The organism is Methylobacterium sp. Ger2507 (genome assembly GCF_055231875.1).
Window position 1 is genome coordinate 4,442,781 of record NZ_JBUYVC010000001.1, and the last position, 17,784, is coordinate 4,460,564.

The window sequence follows — 17,784 nt, forward strand, 5'->3', positions numbered from 1 at the left end:
AGCGACGCGGCGAGAAGGATGTCAGGTGGCCATGAGCGAGAGCGGCGCGGGGCACAAGCCCACGATCTTCATCGACGGCGAGGCCGGAACCACGGGCCTCGGCATCCGCGAGCGCCTCGAGCGCGAGGGCCGCGTCACCCTGAAGAGTATCCCGCATGAGAGCCGCAAGGACGCGGCCGTCAAGCGGACGCTGCTCGAGGCGGTCGACCTCGTCGTCCTGTGTCTGCCCGACGCGGCCGCGAAGGAGACCGTGGCGCTGGCCGACACCCTGCCGGGCGGCGGCCCCCGCATTCTCGATGCCAGCACCGCGCACCGGGTCGATCCGGCCTGGGCCTACGGCTTCGCCGAGTTGGCGCCGGCCCAGGCGCAGGCCATCCGTCAGGCGCGGCGGGTCGCCAATCCGGGCTGCTATCCGACCGGCGCCATCGCGCTGATCCGTCCCCTGGTGGAGGCCGGGATCCTTCCGCCCGATCATCCGGTCAGCATCAATGCGGTCAGCGGCTATAGCGGCGGCGGCAAGAGCATGATCGAGTCCTACGAGGCCGGACAGGGCGAGCCGTTCCTGCTCTACGGCCTCGGCCTCGGGCACAAGCACCTGCCGGAGACGCAGACCTATGCCCGGCTCACCCGCCGGCCGATCTTCATCCCGTCCGTCGGCAACTTCCGCCAGGGCATGCTGGTGAGCGTGCCGCTCCACCTCGACACCCTGCCGGGAGCCCCTCGCGCCGCCGATCTCGAGGCGGCCCTGGTGGCCTATTACGAGGGCCAGGATCTGGTGCGGGTGGTCCCGGCCGACGGCACCGAGAGCATCGAGCCGGAAGCGCTGAACGACACCGACCGCCTTGAATTGCGGGTCTACGGCAACGAGACCCATCGGCAGGCGGTCCTGGTCGCCCGCCTCGACAATCTCGGCAAGGGTGCGTCCGGCGCAGCCGTGCAGAATATCGGGCTGATGCTCGGTCTCGACTGACTCGCGCGCGCATCGGCCGTTCCCGATGCCCGCAGGCCCGCGCCGCAGGCCTGCGGGCACGCCCGTGCGCGGGATCGTGCCGCCAAGCCACGTTTGACGCGATCGTGATCCGACATCGCGGGCGGCCTCGACGCGTCGAGGCCGCCCGTTCGTCTTGCGCGATACTTCGGGCCGCGCGTTCCGGCCCGACCCGGAGATCGAACCACTCTCCTCCGTACCGGCGGTCGAAGGTGCACGGGTTCCACGTGTTGCTGCATTCTCCGTAGGATGCCCGCAGAGTTGCGGTGCAGCACCCAGCATCGCCTCAGTGCTGATCCCTCGCAACGCCGGTGTTTGATCAACCATCCGTGAGTGATTCAGCCCGCGCCAAGACGGCGACCGGGCAAAATCGATGTGCCATCTGGCCAGGATCGATTCCGGCCTGCCGCGTAACGGAATCACTGCGTTCCAAACCAAGCTTTTCTCGTCGCGGCGGCATAAAGGCGGTCAGCTTCATTGCGAACACCATAAATTTGTTTTATCGCATGAAACGCAATGTCCGATGTTCTTATTGAGATTCATGGTGAGACCTTCGGGGTAAAGATCGATTTTTCGCGAATTCCTTTGTGGAATAGTCCGCGTCCGGAGCGTGACGATCGACATGCGGACCGGCCTTTCCAGGATCTCCACGCGTCGATCCGAACCGGCCAGTGGTCCTCGGCGCGGCGACGCTGCCTTTCAGCAGGAACGGGACAGGTCGTGCACGCCCTTCGTCTCCACACGCAGGACACGTGACAGTCTTGTTGGTCAACCGGGGCGCGATTGATCACATCAGTGCAGGCCATGCGCGAAAAATTGACAAATGATCCACAGCGCGCCGAGGGAAAACCTCGCAATCTTTGATACAACATCTTGCTTGCAAAAAGATCTGAGCCTACGCTTCAAGACAACTCCAACAGATATGCAGATCGGTGGTGCCACATGAATGAAACAGACAACGACTCAGCTCGGCTCATCACCCTGGCGGCCGATATCGTCTCGGCCTACGTCAGCAACAATCACGTTCAAAGCGCCGAGTTACCCAAGCTCCTCAGTGATGTTCATGAGGCGATCCGTGGCGTGACCAACAGCGGCTCGTCCGCTGCCGAAGCCGGCCCGCCAAAGGCGACTCCGCAGGAGATCCGCCGCTCCATCTCGTCGGACTACCTGATCAGCTTCGAGGACGGAAAGCAGTACAAGACCCTGCGCCGACACCTGACCTTGCGTGGACTGACCCCTGAGCAGTATCGCGCCAAGTGGGGCCTGGCGCCCGATTATCCGATGACCTCGGCCAGCTATTCCGAGCAGCGTTCCGAGTTGGCCCGCGCCCTCGGCCTCGGCCAGCAGCGCCGCAAGGGCATCGCCAAGAGCGCGCCGGAAGAGACCGTGACGGCCGAACCCCCGGAGGAGCCCGAGGCCGAGGCCGAGGCCGCTCCCGCAGAGAAGAAGCGTCGCGGTCCCCGTAAGAAGGTCGACGCCTGATCTGACGATCTCTGCCCGCCCGAGCGGCACGGTGCAGAGATCACGTCGGTCCTCGCCATAACAGACAGGCCGGCTCGAGGGACGCTCGAGCCGGCCTGATCTTTATGCGGGCCGAATAGCGCGCCCCGTGAAGGTGGGCCGACGCTTCGAATGGATGCGGACAGATATTCTGGAGTTTGTCAGGGATCGGGGAAACCGGTCATCCCGACAGGACAAACAAAAACGACAGACCCTAGGCCGGCAGCACGACCACCTTCGCCTTCAGCGGCGTACGCGCGTAGAGGTGGATCATGTCCTGCGTGAGCAGGCCGACGCAGCCACTGGTGATGCCGCTGCCGATGGTGTCGGGCTCACTGCTGGCGTAGATCGTGTAGAGCGTATAGGCGCCGTTCTGGTAGAGGTGCAGCGTGCGGGCGCCGAGTGGGTTGTCGAGACCGCCCGGCATGCCGCGGGCATATTGGGCGGCTTCCGGCTGGCGCCGGATCATCTCCTTGGGCGGTGTCCAGGTCGCCCATTCGGATTTGCGGCCGACATAGGCATCCCCGCTCCACAGGAATCCGTCGCGGCCGACATTGGCGCCGTATCGCGTGGCGGCGCCGTCCCCCTCGATGCGATAGACATAGAAATTGCGCGGATCGACGACGATCGTGCCGGGTGCCTCCTTCGACTCATACCGAACCGTCCGGCGATAGTATTTCGGATCGACCTTGCTGATGTCGGTCGCCGGAATCGGAAATTTCTCGTCCGGCATCGGTCCGTAGGTCTTCGCTGCCTCGGCGAGGACCATCCCATCGGGTGTCACGCAACCGGTCAACCCCAGGGTTCCAAGGCCGACGGCCGAGCCGACCAGGAACGCGCGGCGGTCGAGAAATCCGGCTCGCTGGGGAGATGGAGCGAGATCCTGGGTCTGGCCGGCATCCGCCCGTCTACCTGTCAGGGTCATGATCTTCGAAGTCCCGGGTCAGTCGGTCCACCCTGCGGGATGGCTCGATCGAAAGCGTCGCGGCGTCGCGCGGGTGATGCGTATTGCCAAGCTCAGATTGCCCCGGCTCGGCTGGGCTGACAAGCTTTACTCGGTCTCCGTGGCCCTTGTCCTGTTCGAAGCCCGGCATGTTTCGGGCGATTCTTCCAGATTCCGCATAGCCACCGGCCTTGCACCGGGACTGAAACAGTTGGGCCACAGTATCGTGGTCGCGCGATCCACACCGCATCCCTGCACCCGACGGGGCTGATGCGGATCGGCCGACGCCAGGATCGGCGCGACCGGATCGAAACAGTACGGGCCTTGCCGGTCATGCCGCTGCGTCGGACTCCATGTCCTTGCCGCGCGTTTCCGGCATCCAGAAAGCCGCGAGGGTTCCGACGATGCTGAAGGCGACGAGATAGTAGGCCGGCGCCAGCTTGTCGCCGGACAAGGCGATGAGCTTGTTCACCAGGTAGTTCGTGCTGCCGCCGAAGATCGAGACCGAAAAGGCGTAGACGATCGAGAGGCCGGCACTGCGCACCGCGCGCGGCAGCGATTCGGGGATCGCCACGATGATGGCCGCCGCATTGATCGAGGAAAGGGCGGAGAGCAGGAAGGTGACGGCGTAGACCGAGGGGCCTGTCGGGTCGCGCACGAGCCAGACGAAGGCCGGCAGGGTCAGCACGACGATGAGGACGCGCGGCCAGATCAACACCGCGCGCCGCCCGATCCGATCGGCGAGCCAGCCGCCGATGAGCGGAAACACGATGGAGGCGAGGCCGAGGGCAATCGGCACCGCCGTCGAGATCGTCTCCGTCAATCCCAGCGTCGCCTGGGCGTAGACCGGCATGTTGGTGCCGATGGCATTGGACACCGTGGAGGCCGCGATGATCAGGAAGGTCAGCGCGAGGAGCCGCCCATGTTCGCGCACCAGACGCCGCACCACGCCAAAGGTCGAGGCAGCGGCGGCGGGATCGGCCCGTTCGCCGGCGGTCTCGGGCAGGTGACTGCGGATGATCAGGCCCACCGGCACCACGCCGATGCCGAGTGCGAACATCACGCGCCAGCCCCAGTCGCCCATCGCGGCATCGCCGACCGCGAAGATGAGGGCCGAGGCGCAAAGGCCGGCGATCAGGGCCGCGCAGCCCTGGCTGGCGATCTGCCAACTCGCCACGAAGCCGCGGTGCTTCGGGGGCGCGGCCTCCAGCAGGTAGGCGGTGGAGGGGCCGACCTCGCCGCCGAGAGCGAGCCCCTGGATGAGCCGGCCCACGATGACGATGACCTGTGACCAGCCGCCCAGGGTGGCGTAGCCGGGAGCGGCCGCCAGCATCACCATGCCGATCGCCATGAGCGCGATGGTGATCAGCATGGCGGGCTTGCGCCCGGCCCGGTCGGCGAAGGCCCCGATGAGGATGCCGCCGATGGGCCGCATGACATAGCCGATGCCGAACAGAGCCAGGGAGGCGAGCAAGCTGTCGGTGGCGTTCTGCGAGGGGAAGAAGGTCTCGCCGATCGACTTCGCAAAGAAGGCGTAGATGGTGAAGTCGTAGAATTCGAGGGCATTGCCCAGGACGACGGCCGCCACCGCCTTTCGCTCCAGGACCGGGTGCAGCCCGGTGTTCGTTGCATCCGTGTTCATGGCCGGGTCCCTCGCGTCAGCGTGGCCTATGCCGGCCGCGATGGAGGAGTTCCAGCAGAACTTTCGGATCGCATTCGGCCGACGCTTGGGCTCCCTGACCTCGACGCATCGCTGGTCCGGGCTGCCTCGTGTTAGCCCCTGGATCTGACGTTGCACTGCAGCGATCCGGTCTCGCGCCGTCCCGGTGCAGCCCGATCCCGTGCCCGAATCCCGATTTCACGCCCCGATCCCATCCCAAGGCACCGATGCTGTCCCGCTCCTCGACGTTGTCCCGCCCGATTCTGGCCCTCGCGGCCGCCTCCTTCGGCATCGGCACCACCGAATTCGTCATCATGGGTCTTCTTCCGGATGTGGCGGCGAGCTTCGGCGTCAGCGTTCCGCGCGCCGGCCTGCTGGTCTCCGGCTACGCTCTCGGCGTCGCGGTCGGGGCTCCCATCGTCGCCATCGCCACCGCACGTCTGCCCCGCAAGACCGCCCTGCTCGTCCTGATGGCGGTGTTCCTCCTGGGCAACCTCGGCTGCGCCCTGGCCCCGACCTACGATCTCCTGATGCTGGCCCGCATCGTCACCGCCTTCGCGCACGGTGCCTTCTTCGGCATCGGCGCCGTGGTGGCGAGCAGCCTGGTGCCGCGCGAGCAGCGGGCCCAGGCCGTGGCGCTGATGTTCGCCGGCCTGACGCTCGCCAATGTCCTGGGTGTGCCCTTCGGGACGGCATTGGGCCAGGTCGCCGGCTGGCGCGCCACCTTCTGGGGCGTCCTCGTTCTCGGCGTGGCGGCGGCGGGGGCGATCCTGGCCTTCGTGCCGGGCGGTATGCCGGGCTCGCGCGGCGGCCTTGCCGGCGAATTCCGCTCCCTCCGGCGCTGGCCCGTGCTGCTGCCGATGCTGATCAGCACGCTGGCCTCCGTGAGCCTGTTCACGGTGTTCACCTACATCACCCCGATCCTGGAGGATGTGAGCGGGCTGACGCCGACGCAGGTGACCGGAGCCCTGCTGCTGTTCGGAGTCGGCCTGACGGTCGGAAACCTCGCCGGAGGCCGCCTCGCCGACCGGCGCCTGATGGCGACCGTCATCGGCAGCTTCGCGGCCCTGGTGGCCGTTCTGGCGCTGTTCGCCTTCACCGCGCAGGCGGCGATCCCCGCCGTCATCACTCTGCCGATCTGGGGCGCCCTGGTCTTCGCCGTCGTGGCGCCCCTCCAGGTCTGGGTGGTGGAAGCGGCAACCGATGCGCCCAACCTGGCCTCGACCCTGAACCAGGGGGCCTTCAACCTCGGCAATGCCAGCGGTGCGGCCCTCGGCGGGGCTCTTGTCACGGCCGGCTACGGCTATGGCAGCCTGCCCTGGTTCGGCTCCGCCATCGCGCTCCTGGCCCTCGTGCTGACCCTGACGGCCCGGCCGCGCGGGACCCGTCCGGTTCCGGCCTGAACGCCGGAGCGGCGGAACAGGACTGGGGGCTCAGAACCGGAGCATCAGGTCAGCGGCGTCGCCAGGACCTTGTCGATGCGCCGGCCATCCATGTCGACGACCTCGAAGCGCCAGCCATGCGACTCGAAGTGGTCGCCGGTGCCGGGAATGCGGCCGAGGCGGAAGATCACGAAGCCCGCGAGCGTGGTGAAATCGTCGGAATCCGGGTGCTCGGCGAAGGCGAGACGGTCGAAGGCCTGGGATGCCGGCATCATGCCGTCGATGAGGAGCGAGCCGTCCTCGCGCTCGACCACGTTCGGTTCGTCGCCGACCTCGGGGATGTTGCCGGCGATCGCTTCGAGCAGGTCGGTCTGGGTCACGATGCCTTCGAGGCTGCCGTACTCGTCGACGACCACCGCCATCCGCACGGGCTTGGCCTGGAACGTCTCCAGCACCGCCAGGATCGACATGCTCTCGTGTACGACGATCGGCGGCTGGGTCGCCGCCAGGACGCTGATCGGCTTGCCGTCGAGGAGTTGATTGAGCAGGTCCTGCTTGCGCACCACCCCGACGATCTCGTCGACTTCGCTGCGGCTGACCACCAGCTGAGCATGGTCGCATTCCCGCACCGACCTCAGGATCGCGTCGGGCTCCTCGTCGGCATCGACCCACTCGACCTCGTGTCGCGGGGTCATGATATCGCGCACCCGGCGCTCGCCGATCGAGAAGATGCGCTGGACCGCCTCCTGCTGCGCCTCGCGGATCAGGCCGGCCTCCTGGCTCGCCTGAACCAGCAGGTTGAGCTCGGCGGTGGAGTGGAGCGAGCCTTCGCCGTGCCCGGCCTGCAGGCCGAACAGCCGGACGACGCCGTTTCCGAGGCCGTTGAGGAACAGGATTGCCGGGCGGAACACGAACAGGAACAGGCCGAGGGGCCGCACCACCGCGAGCGCGGTGCGCTCGCTGCGCTGAAGCGCGAGGCTCTTCGGGGCCAACTCGCCGAGCACGATGTGCATCGACGTGATGATGATGAAGGAGATGACCACCGCGATGGTGTGGGCGGCGGTGGTGCCGACCGGCTCCGGCAGGAAGCTCAAGGCCGGCACGATGATGTGCGCCAGCGCCGGCTCGCCGACCCAGCCCAGTGCCAGGGACGAAATGGTGATGCCGAGCTGCGTCGCCGCCAAGTAGGCATCAAGCTGGTCGGTGGCGCGTTGGAGGGCGGCGGCGTGGGTGCGCCGCTCGGTGACCAGCTCGGCGACCCGACTCTTGCGCACCGAAACCAGGGCGAACTCGGCGGCCACGAAGAAACCGTTGGCGAGCACCAGGGCGAAGACGGCAACGAGGCCCAGCCCGGTCGCCCATGCGTCGTCGAAAATCGTCGTCTCCCCTGGTCAGCGGCGGATCTCTACCAGCTCCGCAGGTGACGGGCCACCGCGATCACGCACCCGACGATTTTCCCTGTGACCTCGACACGACCCTTCAAAATACAACCGTGCGCCTTCGCGCGCATCACCCCGTCCGCGAGCCAACCCAGAGGTGGCTCCATTCTTTAGGAACAAAGCTGATGCGGCACGGTTCTCGCGATGAATAGGCATTCCGTCCGACAAACGGGACATTGTCTCAGCAAATCACAGTATTAACTTTTGTTATTTAAGATAAATAACGCAAGTTAATGCCATGATTCCTAGCTTAGGGCAAAGCAGCTTCGTGAAAGAAACAATCCTGATCACGGGTGGAGCCGGATTTATCGGCCGCCACCTTGCGAAGGCCCTTCTCGAGCGGGGCTATCGCATCCGCGTCCTCGACAGCCTGATCGAGCAGGTCCACGGCCCCTCCGGGAATACCAGCGCCCTGCCGAAGGAAGTCGAAGTCATCATCGGCGACGTGCGCGACGCCAGCGCCGTCGCATCGGCTGTCAAGGGCGTTGATCGGGTGGTTCATCTCGCTGCTGAGGTAGGTGTCGGTCAGAGCATGTACGCGGTGGAGCGCTACGTCTCCGTCAACGATTGCGGCACCGCCGTGCTGTTCGAAGCGCTTATCAATCAACCAGTTAAGCGAGTTGTCGTCGCCTCTTCGATGAGTGTCTACGGCGAGGGGCTGTACCGCACGGTGGACGGTGCACTGGTGGATGATGCGGTGCGCCGCTCCCGGCGGCCCGGCGAGCCTTGGGATCCGCTCGATGCGCAGGGACGTCCCATGCGGCCTGTCCCCACGCCTGAAACCAAACTGCCCGCTCTCGCCTCGGTTTATGCCCTGACGAAGTACATGCAGGAGCGCCTAACGCTCACCCTCGCGCCAGCCTACGGGATGGAGGGCGTGGCGCTGCGCCTTTGGAACGCCTACGGGCCAGGTCAGGCACTCTCGAACCCCTACACGGGCGTGTTGGCGATCTTCGCGGCGCGCATCCACAACGGTCAGCCGCCGATGATTTTCGAGGACGGCGAGCAACGTCGGGACTTTGTCCATGTGGAGGATGTCGCGAGGGCCTTTGTACTGGCTCTTGAGCATCCCGCAGCTGCCGGCCAAGTCTACAATGTCGGTAGCGGCGTGGATCGCTCCGTACTCGACGTTGCCCACCTCCTCGCTCAAGCAATGGGGCGTCCCGATATTATCCCCGAAACGACCGGGCAGGCTCGCTCCGGCGACATCCGGCATTGTATCGCCGACATCACCCGGATCGAGCGCGAGCTCGGCTTCCAGCCTCAACAGGACTTCGCCGCGGGCTTGGCCGAACTCGCCGCCTGGGTAGCAAAACAGCAGGCCGTAGACCGGGTCGCGGAAGCGCGGCGCGAGCTCGAAGCACGTGGGTTGGTGGCGTGACCGGCCGTCCTGTCCTCATCACCGGCGGCGCGGGATTCGTTGGGGCGAATCTCGCGGATGCGTTGGCGCGCGATGGACAGCCGGTCCTGGTCTATGACGCGCTCGTTCGGCCTGGGGTGGCCCGCAATCTTGCTTGGCTTCAGGCCCGCCATCCGGGTCTAATTCAATCGATCACCGCCGATATCCGAGACTCTGAAACCTTGAAGCGGGCAGTGGTTGGAGTCGCAGCTGTTTTCCACTTCGCCGCACAGGTTGCTGTTACGACCAGCCTGGAATCGCCTCATACAGATGCCGAGGTGAATCTGGTTGGGACACTCAACCTGCTTGAGGCGATCCGTGCGCAGGACCGTCGGATTCCGGTCCTGTTTGCTTCGACCAATAAAGTCTACGGCGATCTGCCCGATATTGCTCTCGACCGTTTCGGTGACGCCTATTTGCCTGTCGATCATGCTCTTCGTGCGCGGGGTATCGGCGAGGAGCGACCGCTCGACTTCCATACGCCCTATGGTTGCTCCAAGGGTGCGGCGGACCAGTACGTGCTCGACTACGCCCGGAGCTTCAACCTCCCGACGGCAGTGTTCCGCATGAGCTGTATCTACGGTCCGCGCCAGATGGGAACTGAGGACCAGGGTTGGGTTGCCCATTTCCTGATCCGCGCTTTGGAGGGGTTGCCCATCACGCTTTACGGAGACGGTGCACAGGTGCGCGACATCCTTCACGTACGTGATGCGGTGGCGGTGTATCGTTCGGCCCTAGCGCGCATCGAAGCGATCAAGGGGCGTGCCTTCAATCTTGGGGGCGGCCCGCCCAACGCCGTCAGCCTTTTGCAGGTCCTCGATCACATCTCTGCCCTGACCGATCGGCCCATCGAGCGCCATGTCCGTGCCTGGCGGCAGGGCGACCAACGCTACTACGTCTCGGATACGCGAGCCGTGAGCACGGCTCTCGGGCTCGGCGCCGTCATGGACTGGCGGGACGGCATCGCCGATCTGGCGCGTTGGCTCGCTGAAGAACGTGGGATGACGTTGGTCCTGACACCCTTGGCAGGTGCTGCCGAATGAAAGTGGCTCTCGTCAATCCTCCGTGGGACTATCGCAACAGCATCTACTTCGGGTGCCGATCACCGCACCTGCCTCTGGAACTCGGCTACAGTGCCGCGTTGCTGAAGGCCGCTGGGCATGAAGCCCTGATCGTCGACGCTCATCTCGACGCGCTGACAGCGGTTCAGGCCGCCGAAAGCGTCGCCACTTTTACTCCAGATCTGACTGTTGTCACGACCGCGCCGACGTACCTGTTCTGGCGCTGTGCACCGCCGGAGTTGCGGGTGCCGCGTGGCTTTCTCGATGTTCTTGCGGGCCGGGGCGGCCGCACCGTCGCAGTTGGGCCGCACGGCTCGACGACGCCGGGGCCCACCCTCGACAAGCTTGCGTGCGATATCGTTGTGCGCGGGGAGTGTGAGGAAATCGTCGCACGCCTCGCCGATGCGGAGGACCTGAACGCGGTACCCGCGGTCGCGTTTCGCCAGAACGGATCGCTCGTGGTGACGGGTCCCCCGCACGCGAGCTGTTTCACGGACCTGCCGGCTCTGCGTTGGCCAGACCGCTGGATCTCCCGCCATACCCATCATCATCACCGGTTCGACAGCCCACCGGATGGGCCCGGCGCCGAGATCGAAGCTTCTCGTGGTTGCCCTTATCATTGCAGCTTTTGCGCGAAGATCGATTTTCGCGATGCTTATCGTCGACGCGATCACGGTCATGTTCTCGAAGAGATCGATGGGCTGATCGCGCAGGGCGTGACTTACCTCTACTTCATCGATGAAATCTTCCTGCCGCAAAGGCTGCTGCTGGAGGCGCTGGTTACCCGGAACGTGCGCTTCGGTGTTCAGACCCGCATCGATCTCTGGAAGCCCGACATGCTCGACCTCCTGGGTGCTGCCGGCTGTGTCTCCATCGAGGCCGGCATCGAGAGCTTGACCGAGGCTGGTCGAGCTGCTCTCGACAAGAAGTGTCGCGCCTCCACCGACGATCTCGCCGAGCGACTGATCTATGCCCGGCGCAGCGTTCCCTTTGTCCAGGCCAATCTCATCGCCATGGCAGGCGATGATCCCGCGATGGTCCGTAAATGGCGCGACCGGCTCCGCCGCGACGGTGTTTGGGCCAACGATCCGGTGCCGCTCTATCCCTACCCAAGTTCGCCGGATTATCGACGCCTCTGGGGAGAACCCGACGACCAGGCTTGGGAGCGCGCCCATGCGCATTACCTCGCGCAGTTCAAGCGCTTCAGCGACATCCAGGAGGAGCAGCCACTGCCGCTTCGAGAGCTGGAGGCCGTATGCGGATGCCGCTGAGGGATCATCCGCATATCCTGATGACCGCCGATGCACTGGGCGGAATCTGGCAATACAGTCTCGATCTCGGTGAGGGCCTGGTGCGACGAGGCTTCGTTGTCACGATCGCCTTGCTGGGGCCGGTTCAAAGCCGCGAACGTCTCTTGGCCGCCGAGGCTGCCAGCGGCTGTCGGATTTTCGCTACCGGTTTGTCCCTCGACTGGATGGCAAGAGCGCCTGCAGAGGTGCGGGAGGCCGGAGCCGCTCTCGCACGTCTCGCTGTGACGTTGAACGCGGACATCGTTCACCTTCACTCTCCGGCGCTTGCCTCGCGGGACTATCACGTCCCGATTGTGGCCGTCTGTCATTCCTGCGTGGGGACATGGTGGGAGGCCGTCGAGACCGGCCCTCTACCCCCCGACCTAGCTTGGCGTCGCGATCTCACAGCCGAGGGATGCGCCATTGTGGATGTCTTGCTGGCACCGACACACGCTTTCGCGGCGGCGACGCAACGCGTCTACGGTTTGGCTGAGCGCCCGCTCGTGGTGCGCAATGGGCGTCGCTCGCCCATTGGCCACAGCCACTCCCTCCCGCCCCAGCCCTACGTTTTTACCGCGGGGCGTCTGTGGGATCGTGCCAAGAACGCGGAGACCCTGGATGAGGTGGCCGCGCGCCTCGACTGGCCGCTCCGCGCGGCCGGTCCGATGGAGAGCCCCGGCGGTGAGCGTGTAGAGCCGATGCATCTCGATTGCCTCGGTCGTCTCGACGATCAGGGCATCGCGGCCCAACTCGGCGAGCGGCCGATCTTCCTGTCGCTGGCGCGGTACGAGCCCTTCGGCCTCGCTGTGCTGGAGGCGGCCAGCGCAGGATGCGCGCTGGTACTCTCCGATGTCGCGAGTTTTCGTGAGTTGTGGAAGGGAGCCGCGCTGTTCGTCGATCCCGAGGATGCAGAGGGGGCGGCAGCGGCAATCCGGGGGCTGGTCGAAGATCCCGACGAACGTCTCCGTCAGGGTTCTGCAGCCCGCACGCGTTCCAGTTGCTACGGGGTCGACGCGATGACGAGCGGCGTAGTCGCGGTCTTCCGCGGATGTTGGACGGGAACGCCTGTCCGTTCCCTGGCGGGGGCGGCCGCATGAGGATCGCCTACTTCACCCACTCGCTCGCCTCATGCTGGAACCACGGCAATGCCCACTTCCTCCGCGGTGTGCTGCGCGAACTGATGGCCCTTGGGCATGCTGTCGAAGCTTACGAGCCGGAGGGCGCCTGGAGCCTGGAGAACCTGATCCGCGACCATGGATCCTCCGGAATGGAGGCGTATCGCAGGGCTTATCCGGACTTGAACTCGGTGATCTATCCTCAGGTCGGCTCAGTTGTCGATCGCGTTGCGGATGCGGATGTCGTCGTCGTTCACGAATGGAACGCTCCCGAACTCGCCGCTGCTTTGGGCGCACGGCGCAAAGGCGGAGCTCGCTACACGCTTTTGTTCCATGACACCCATCACCGCGCGGTCAGCGCGCCTGACGAGATGCGTCGCTTCGACCTTTCCGGCTTTGATGGTGTTCTCGCGTTCGGTGAGACATTGGCCTCGGTCTATCGGGATTGGGGATGGGGGAAGCGTGTTTTCGTCTGGCATGAGGCCGCCGACATCCGATTGTTCCATCCTCCAGCCGTCGAAAATGTGCGGGCCGGTTTGATCTGGATCGGTAATTGGGGTGATGACGAGCGGAGCGAGGAACTCGAAACCTACCTTTTCGCCCCGGCGAACGATGCTGGCCTCAACCTCGATATCTTTGGCGTCCGCTACCCGCGGCTGGCAATCCGAGCTTTGGAGCGCCACGGCGCGCGTTATCGCGGCTGGGCGCCGAACGCTTTAGCGCCGTCGCTTTTTGCGCAGCACCTCGCCACGATCCATGTGCCGCGTCGCTTCTACGTCCGGCATCTACCAGGTATCCCGACGATCCGTGTCTTCGAGGCGCTGGCCTGCGGTATTCCCCTCGCCTGTGCGCCCTGGGATGACACGGAAGGCCTCTTTCGGCCGGGGACCGATTATCTGGTCGCCGGCGATGGAGCCGCGATGGCGCGTCACCTGACGGCGCTTCGCGAAGACCCGGCCTTGCGCGCATCCCTTCGGGCGAACGGCCTCGCCACCATCGCGGCGCGTCACACCTGCGCGCATCGGGCCGCGGAGTTGCTCGGCATCGTCGCGGGCCTGCGCGCACCCGGGATATGCATCGAACCTCTGGAGAGATCCGCATGAAGATCGCCTTCTACGGCTCCAGCCTCCTGTCATCCTACTGGAACGGCGCAGCGACCTATTATCGTGGCCTGCTCAGCGACCTCGCGCGGTATGGCCATCGCATCACCTTCTACGAGCCCGATGCCTTTGATCGCCAGCAGCATCGTGACATCGATCCGCCGCCGTATGCCGAAGTGAAGGTCTATTCTGCCACGCTGGAGGCGATGCGTAGCGTGGCGGCGGAAGCGGCAGGGGCTGATGTCGTGGTCAAGGCGAGCGGCGTCGGGATCTTCGATGACGAGCTTTTACAGGGGGTTATCGCAGCGTCGCGACCGGAGGCAATCCGCATTTTTTGGGACGTTGACGCGCCAGCGACCCTCGCCGAGATGCGCAGCAATCCCGATCACGGGCTGCATCGTGCTATGCCGGAACTCGACCTCGTACTGACCTATGGTGGCGGACCGCCGGTTATCACCGCCTACGAACAGTTTGGCGCGCGCCGCTGCATTCCAATCTACAACGCGCTCGATCCTTCCACGCACCACCCGGTTCCTCCCGAACCGCGTTTTGCCGCAGACCTCGCCTTCCTGGGGAACCGCCTGCCTGACCGCGAGGCGCGGGTCGACGCCTTTTTCCTCGATGCTGCAATCCGGCTGCCGGGTCGACGCTTTCTGCTGGGTGGAAGTGGCTGGGAAAGTCGAGGCCTGCCGACCAATGTGCACCACCACGGTCATGTCTACACGCGGGAGCACAACGCCTTCAACACGACGCCGCTGGCGGTGTTGAACATCGCCCGCGAAAGCATGGCGGCGGTGGGCTTCTCGCCGGCCACCCGTGTGTTCGAAGCAGCCGGAGCTGGAGCTTGCCTCATTACTGATGCCTGGGACGGGATCGAACTGTTTCTTGAGCCCGACAAGGAGGTACTGGTCGCGCGCGACGGGCGCGAAGTCGCCGAACACCTTGCGGCTTTGACGCCGGCCCGTGCGCGGCAGATTGGCGAGGGCGCGAAGGCCCGGATCAGCGCTGATCACACCTACGCGCGGCGCGGTGCTGAGGTCGACGCGATCTTAAGAAGCGAGGCTAAGCGGAAGGGCACCCTGACGCCGGCACGGAGCGTCGCGTGAGCCGCCCTCTCCGCCTCGTGGTTCTCGGCCTGAGCCTGTCGTCTTCCTGGGGCAACGGCCATGCCACGACCTACCGCGCTCTTCTGAAAGCCTTTACCGCCCGCGGCAACGACGTGCTGTTCCTGGAACGCGACGTGCCCTGGTACGCGGAGCATCGCGATCTGGCTGAACCAGGTTTCTGCCGCTTCGCGCTCTATCCGGATCTTGCGGCGCTGGAGGAGCACCGGGAGGCGATTGCATCGGCCGATGCGGTCATTGTCGGGTCTTACGTGCCCGACGGCATCGCCATCGGCGACCGGATCTTCGATTGGGCCCGTGGGCTTCGGGCCTTCTACGATATCGACACGCCCGTCACACTGGCACGCCTCGAAGCTCGGGATTGCGCCTACCTCGCTGCACACCAGATCGCGGAGTACGACCTTTATCTGTCCTTCACCGGTGGCCGGACCCTCCGCCTCCTAGAGGAAGTCTATGGCTCACCGATCGCCCGTGCCCTGTACTGCTCCGTCGATCCGCAGGCCTATCCTGCGCTGGAGCGTGAGGTGGCCTACGATCTCTCCTACCTCGGGACCTATAGTCCCGACCGCCAGCCAACGCTGGAGCGCCTGCTGATCGAGCCGGCGCGCCGTTCGCCGGACCTCCGTTTCTGCGTCGCCGGGCCGCAATATCCGGATGGGATCGATTGGCCGGCGAACGTCACGCGGATCGCGCACCTGCCTCCTGACCGGCACCCGGACTTCTACGCGGCAAGCCGCTACACCCTGAATGTCACCCGGGGGGACATGATCCGCGCGGGCTACAGCCCGAGCGTACGTCTGTTCGAGGCGGCTTGTATCGGCACAACCATCATCAGCGACGCGTGGGATGGCCTCGACACCATCCTGACGCCGGGCTCCGAGATCATCACGGCGCAGGAGCCTGAGGACGTGCTGTCGATCCTGCGGCTGCAGCCGGAGGCGGTTCGCCGTCGCATCGGCACGGCAGCCCGAACGCGGGTCCTTGCCCGCCACAGCGCCGCGCAACGCGCTGCGGAACTGGAGGCGATCTTACGCGGCGCTATCGCGGCGCGCGTCGTGACGACGGCAGGCCCTGATCTGCTGGAGGAGGTCGGCGCATGACCACAGGTTCGATCCGCGTCGGCCTCGTCGGGGTCGGCAATTGCGCCTCATCCTTCGTGCAGGGCCTGCACCATTATCGCGAGGCCGACCCGGCCGAGACCGTGCCGGGGCTCATGAACGTGTCGCTCGGCGGTTTTCACGTCCGCGACATTGCAGTGGTGTCGGCCTTCGACGTCAATACCCGCAAGGTGGGACGCGACCTTGCCGATGCGATCGGTGCCCCCCCGAACAACACGATCCGTTTTGCGGAGGTGCCGCCATCCGGCGTCATGGTGCAACGCGGACCGACCCTCGACGGGCTCGGGCGCTACATGCGCGAGGACATCGTCGAGGCGGAGGATCCCGCCATCGATGTCACGGCCGAACTGGAGCGCACGCGCACGCAGGTGCTGGTCTCCTATCTGCCGGTCGGCTCGCAGGCCGCTACGGAATACTACGCCCAGTGTGCCCTCGATGCCGGCTGCGCCTTCGTGAACTGCATACCGGTCTTCATCGCCTCAGACCCGGAATGGCGGGGGCGGTTCGAGGCGCGCGGGCTGCCGATCCTAGGCGACGACATCAAGAGTCAGGTCGGCGCGACCATCGTGCACCGGATGCTCGCCAACCTGATGCGCGAGCGCGGGGTGCGTCTCGACCGCACCTACCAGCTCAATTTCGGCGGCAACGCCGATTTCAAGAATATGCTCGAGCGCGAGCGTTTGGAATCGAAGAAGATTTCGAAGACCCGGGCGGTGACCAGCCAGCTCGACGTGCCCCTCGATCCCGACGATATCCATGTCGGTCCGAGCGATCACGTGCCCTGGCTGACGGACCGGAAATGGGCTCAGATCCGCCTGGAAGGCACGGCCTTCGGCGGGGTGCCCCTGTCGATGGAGCTGAAGCTCGAAGTCTGGGATTCTCCGAATTCCGCCGGCATCGTGATCGACGCGGTGCGCTGCGCTCGGCTGGCGCTCGACCGTGGGATCGGCGGGGCACTGATCGGACCTTCGAGCTACTTCATGAAGGCGCCGCCGCAGCAATTCACCGACGCGGAAGCACGGGCACGCACACGCGCCTTCATCGCCGGCGAGCCGGAATCATCCGCCGTGGAGGCGGCGTGACCCGGATCGTCCTGGTCCGCCACGGCAGTCACGATCGGCTGAACCGCATCCTGTGCGGGCGGATGGAGGGCGTTCGTCTGAGCGAGCAGGGCCGGCGCGAGGCGAATCTCGTCAGTGCCGCTCTGACCGGAACCGGGGCGACGGCGCTGCTGTCGAGCCCGCGGGCGCGCACGCTCGAGACGGCGGCGCCCATCGCCAGGACTCTCGAACTGGGCATCGCCGAGGAGCCCGGCCTGGACGAGATCGATTTCGGCGATTGGACCGGCCGGCCCCTGGCCGATCTCGCTGCCGATTCACGCTGGCAGGCCTGGAACACCCGCAGAGCGGACAACCGTCCGCCCGGCGGCGAGAGCATGGGCGAGGCGCAGGTTCGCGCCATGGCGGTCCTGACGGGGCGACCGGAGGGATGCCTGATCGCGGTCAGTCATGGCGACGTCATCCGCGCCGTCCTGCTGCATATCCTCGGGCTCTCCGTCGCGTCCTATGATCGCCTCGTGGTCGAGCCGGCTTCGATCAGCGTGGTCGAGCTCTGGCCCGGGGGCGGCCGGGTTTGCAGCCTCAACGGCACGGCTCACCTGACATGA

15 protein-coding genes are annotated in these 17,784 nt (G+C 65.7%); 12 read left to right on the top strand and 3 right to left on the bottom strand.

Going from position 1 to position 17,784, the window contains the following annotated elements; all coding sequences use genetic code 11:
- Positions 1 to 31 precede the first annotated feature (31 nt).
- Both argC and ACV7NL_RS20615 read left to right on the top strand, forming a co-directional pair.
- Entirely contained in the window at positions 32 to 970 is a 939-nt protein-coding gene (gene argC, locus ACV7NL_RS20610; RefSeq protein ID WP_247636473.1) for an N-acetyl-gamma-glutamyl-phosphate reductase, read from the top strand.
- A 960-nt stretch (positions 971 to 1,930) separates the two neighbouring features.
- A complete protein-coding gene (locus ACV7NL_RS20615; protein ID WP_056184585.1) occupies positions 1,931 to 2,470 on the top strand; it encodes a Ros/MucR family transcriptional regulator in 540 nt (179 codons plus the stop codon).
- Positions 2,471 to 2,702: 232 nt separating this feature from the next.
- Here the strand turns inward: ACV7NL_RS20615 and ACV7NL_RS20620 are convergent, their stop codons facing one another.
- A complete protein-coding gene (locus tag ACV7NL_RS20620; RefSeq protein ID WP_463356737.1) occupies positions 2,703 to 3,413 on the bottom strand; it encodes a L,D-transpeptidase in 711 nt (236 codons plus the stop codon).
- Between the two features lie 349 nt (positions 3,414 to 3,762).
- Entirely contained in the window at positions 3,763 to 5,073 is a 1,311-nt protein-coding gene (locus ACV7NL_RS20625; RefSeq protein WP_463356738.1) for an MFS transporter, read from the bottom strand.
- A 245-nt stretch (positions 5,074 to 5,318) separates the two neighbouring features.
- On the opposite strand from ACV7NL_RS20625, the gene ACV7NL_RS20630 reads away from it, so the two are divergent.
- Positions 5,319 to 6,494, top strand: coding sequence for an MFS transporter (locus ACV7NL_RS20630; protein WP_056184591.1), 1,176 nt, complete (start codon positions 5,319 to 5,321; stop codon positions 6,492 to 6,494).
- A gap of 44 nt (positions 6,495 to 6,538) precedes the next feature.
- Here ACV7NL_RS20630 and ACV7NL_RS20635 read toward each other — a convergent pair whose 3' ends face one another.
- Positions 6,539 to 7,795, bottom strand: a complete 1,257-nt coding sequence (locus ACV7NL_RS20635) for a hemolysin family protein (protein WP_056184594.1) — start codon at positions 7,793 to 7,795, stop codon at positions 6,539 to 6,541.
- 385 nt (positions 7,796 to 8,180) lie between these two features.
- On the opposite strand from ACV7NL_RS20635, the gene ACV7NL_RS20640 reads away from it, so the two are divergent.
- From ACV7NL_RS20640 to ACV7NL_RS20680, 9 genes are read left to right on the top strand one after another with little or no spacing between them, the layout of a single operon-like run.
- Positions 8,181 to 9,293, top strand: a complete 1,113-nt coding sequence (locus ACV7NL_RS20640) for an NAD-dependent epimerase/dehydratase family protein (RefSeq protein ID WP_463357180.1) — start codon at positions 8,181 to 8,183, stop codon at positions 9,291 to 9,293.
- On the top strand, positions 9,290 to 10,354 hold the full coding sequence (locus ACV7NL_RS20645; RefSeq protein WP_463356739.1) for an NAD-dependent epimerase/dehydratase family protein: 1,065 nt from the start codon (positions 9,290 to 9,292) through the stop codon (positions 10,352 to 10,354). The genes ACV7NL_RS20640 and ACV7NL_RS20645 overlap by 4 nt, the downstream gene beginning before the upstream one ends.
- Positions 10,351 to 11,643, top strand: coding sequence for a TIGR04295 family B12-binding domain-containing radical SAM protein (locus ACV7NL_RS20650; RefSeq protein ID WP_463356740.1), 1,293 nt, complete (start codon positions 10,351 to 10,353; stop codon positions 11,641 to 11,643). Before ACV7NL_RS20645 ends, ACV7NL_RS20650 begins: the two co-directional genes overlap by 4 nt.
- Entirely contained in the window at positions 11,628 to 12,758 is a 1,131-nt protein-coding gene (locus tag ACV7NL_RS20655; protein ID WP_463356741.1) for a glycosyltransferase family 4 protein, read from the top strand. Before ACV7NL_RS20650 ends, ACV7NL_RS20655 begins: the two co-directional genes overlap by 16 nt.
- Positions 12,755 to 13,879 (top strand): CgeB family protein, encoded by a 1,125-nt coding sequence (locus ACV7NL_RS20660; RefSeq protein WP_463356742.1) that lies wholly within the window; start codon positions 12,755 to 12,757, stop codon positions 13,877 to 13,879. Before ACV7NL_RS20655 ends, ACV7NL_RS20660 begins: the two co-directional genes overlap by 4 nt.
- Positions 13,876 to 14,982: a CgeB family protein gene (locus ACV7NL_RS20665; protein ID WP_463356743.1), complete on the top strand. Its 1,107-nt coding sequence runs from the start codon at positions 13,876 to 13,878 to the stop codon at positions 14,980 to 14,982. Before ACV7NL_RS20660 ends, ACV7NL_RS20665 begins: the two co-directional genes overlap by 4 nt.
- Entirely contained in the window at positions 14,979 to 16,100 is a 1,122-nt protein-coding gene (locus ACV7NL_RS20670) for a CgeB family protein (protein ID WP_463356744.1), read from the top strand. The genes ACV7NL_RS20665 and ACV7NL_RS20670 overlap by 4 nt, the downstream gene beginning before the upstream one ends.
- Complete coding sequence (locus ACV7NL_RS20675; RefSeq protein ID WP_463356745.1) at positions 16,097 to 17,200, top strand: inositol-3-phosphate synthase; 1,104 nt, start codon at positions 16,097 to 16,099, stop codon at positions 17,198 to 17,200. Before ACV7NL_RS20670 ends, ACV7NL_RS20675 begins: the two co-directional genes overlap by 4 nt.
- A complete protein-coding gene (locus ACV7NL_RS20680) occupies positions 17,197 to 17,784 on the top strand; it encodes a histidine phosphatase family protein (RefSeq protein ID WP_463356746.1) in 588 nt (195 codons plus the stop codon). The genes ACV7NL_RS20675 and ACV7NL_RS20680 overlap by 4 nt, the downstream gene beginning before the upstream one ends.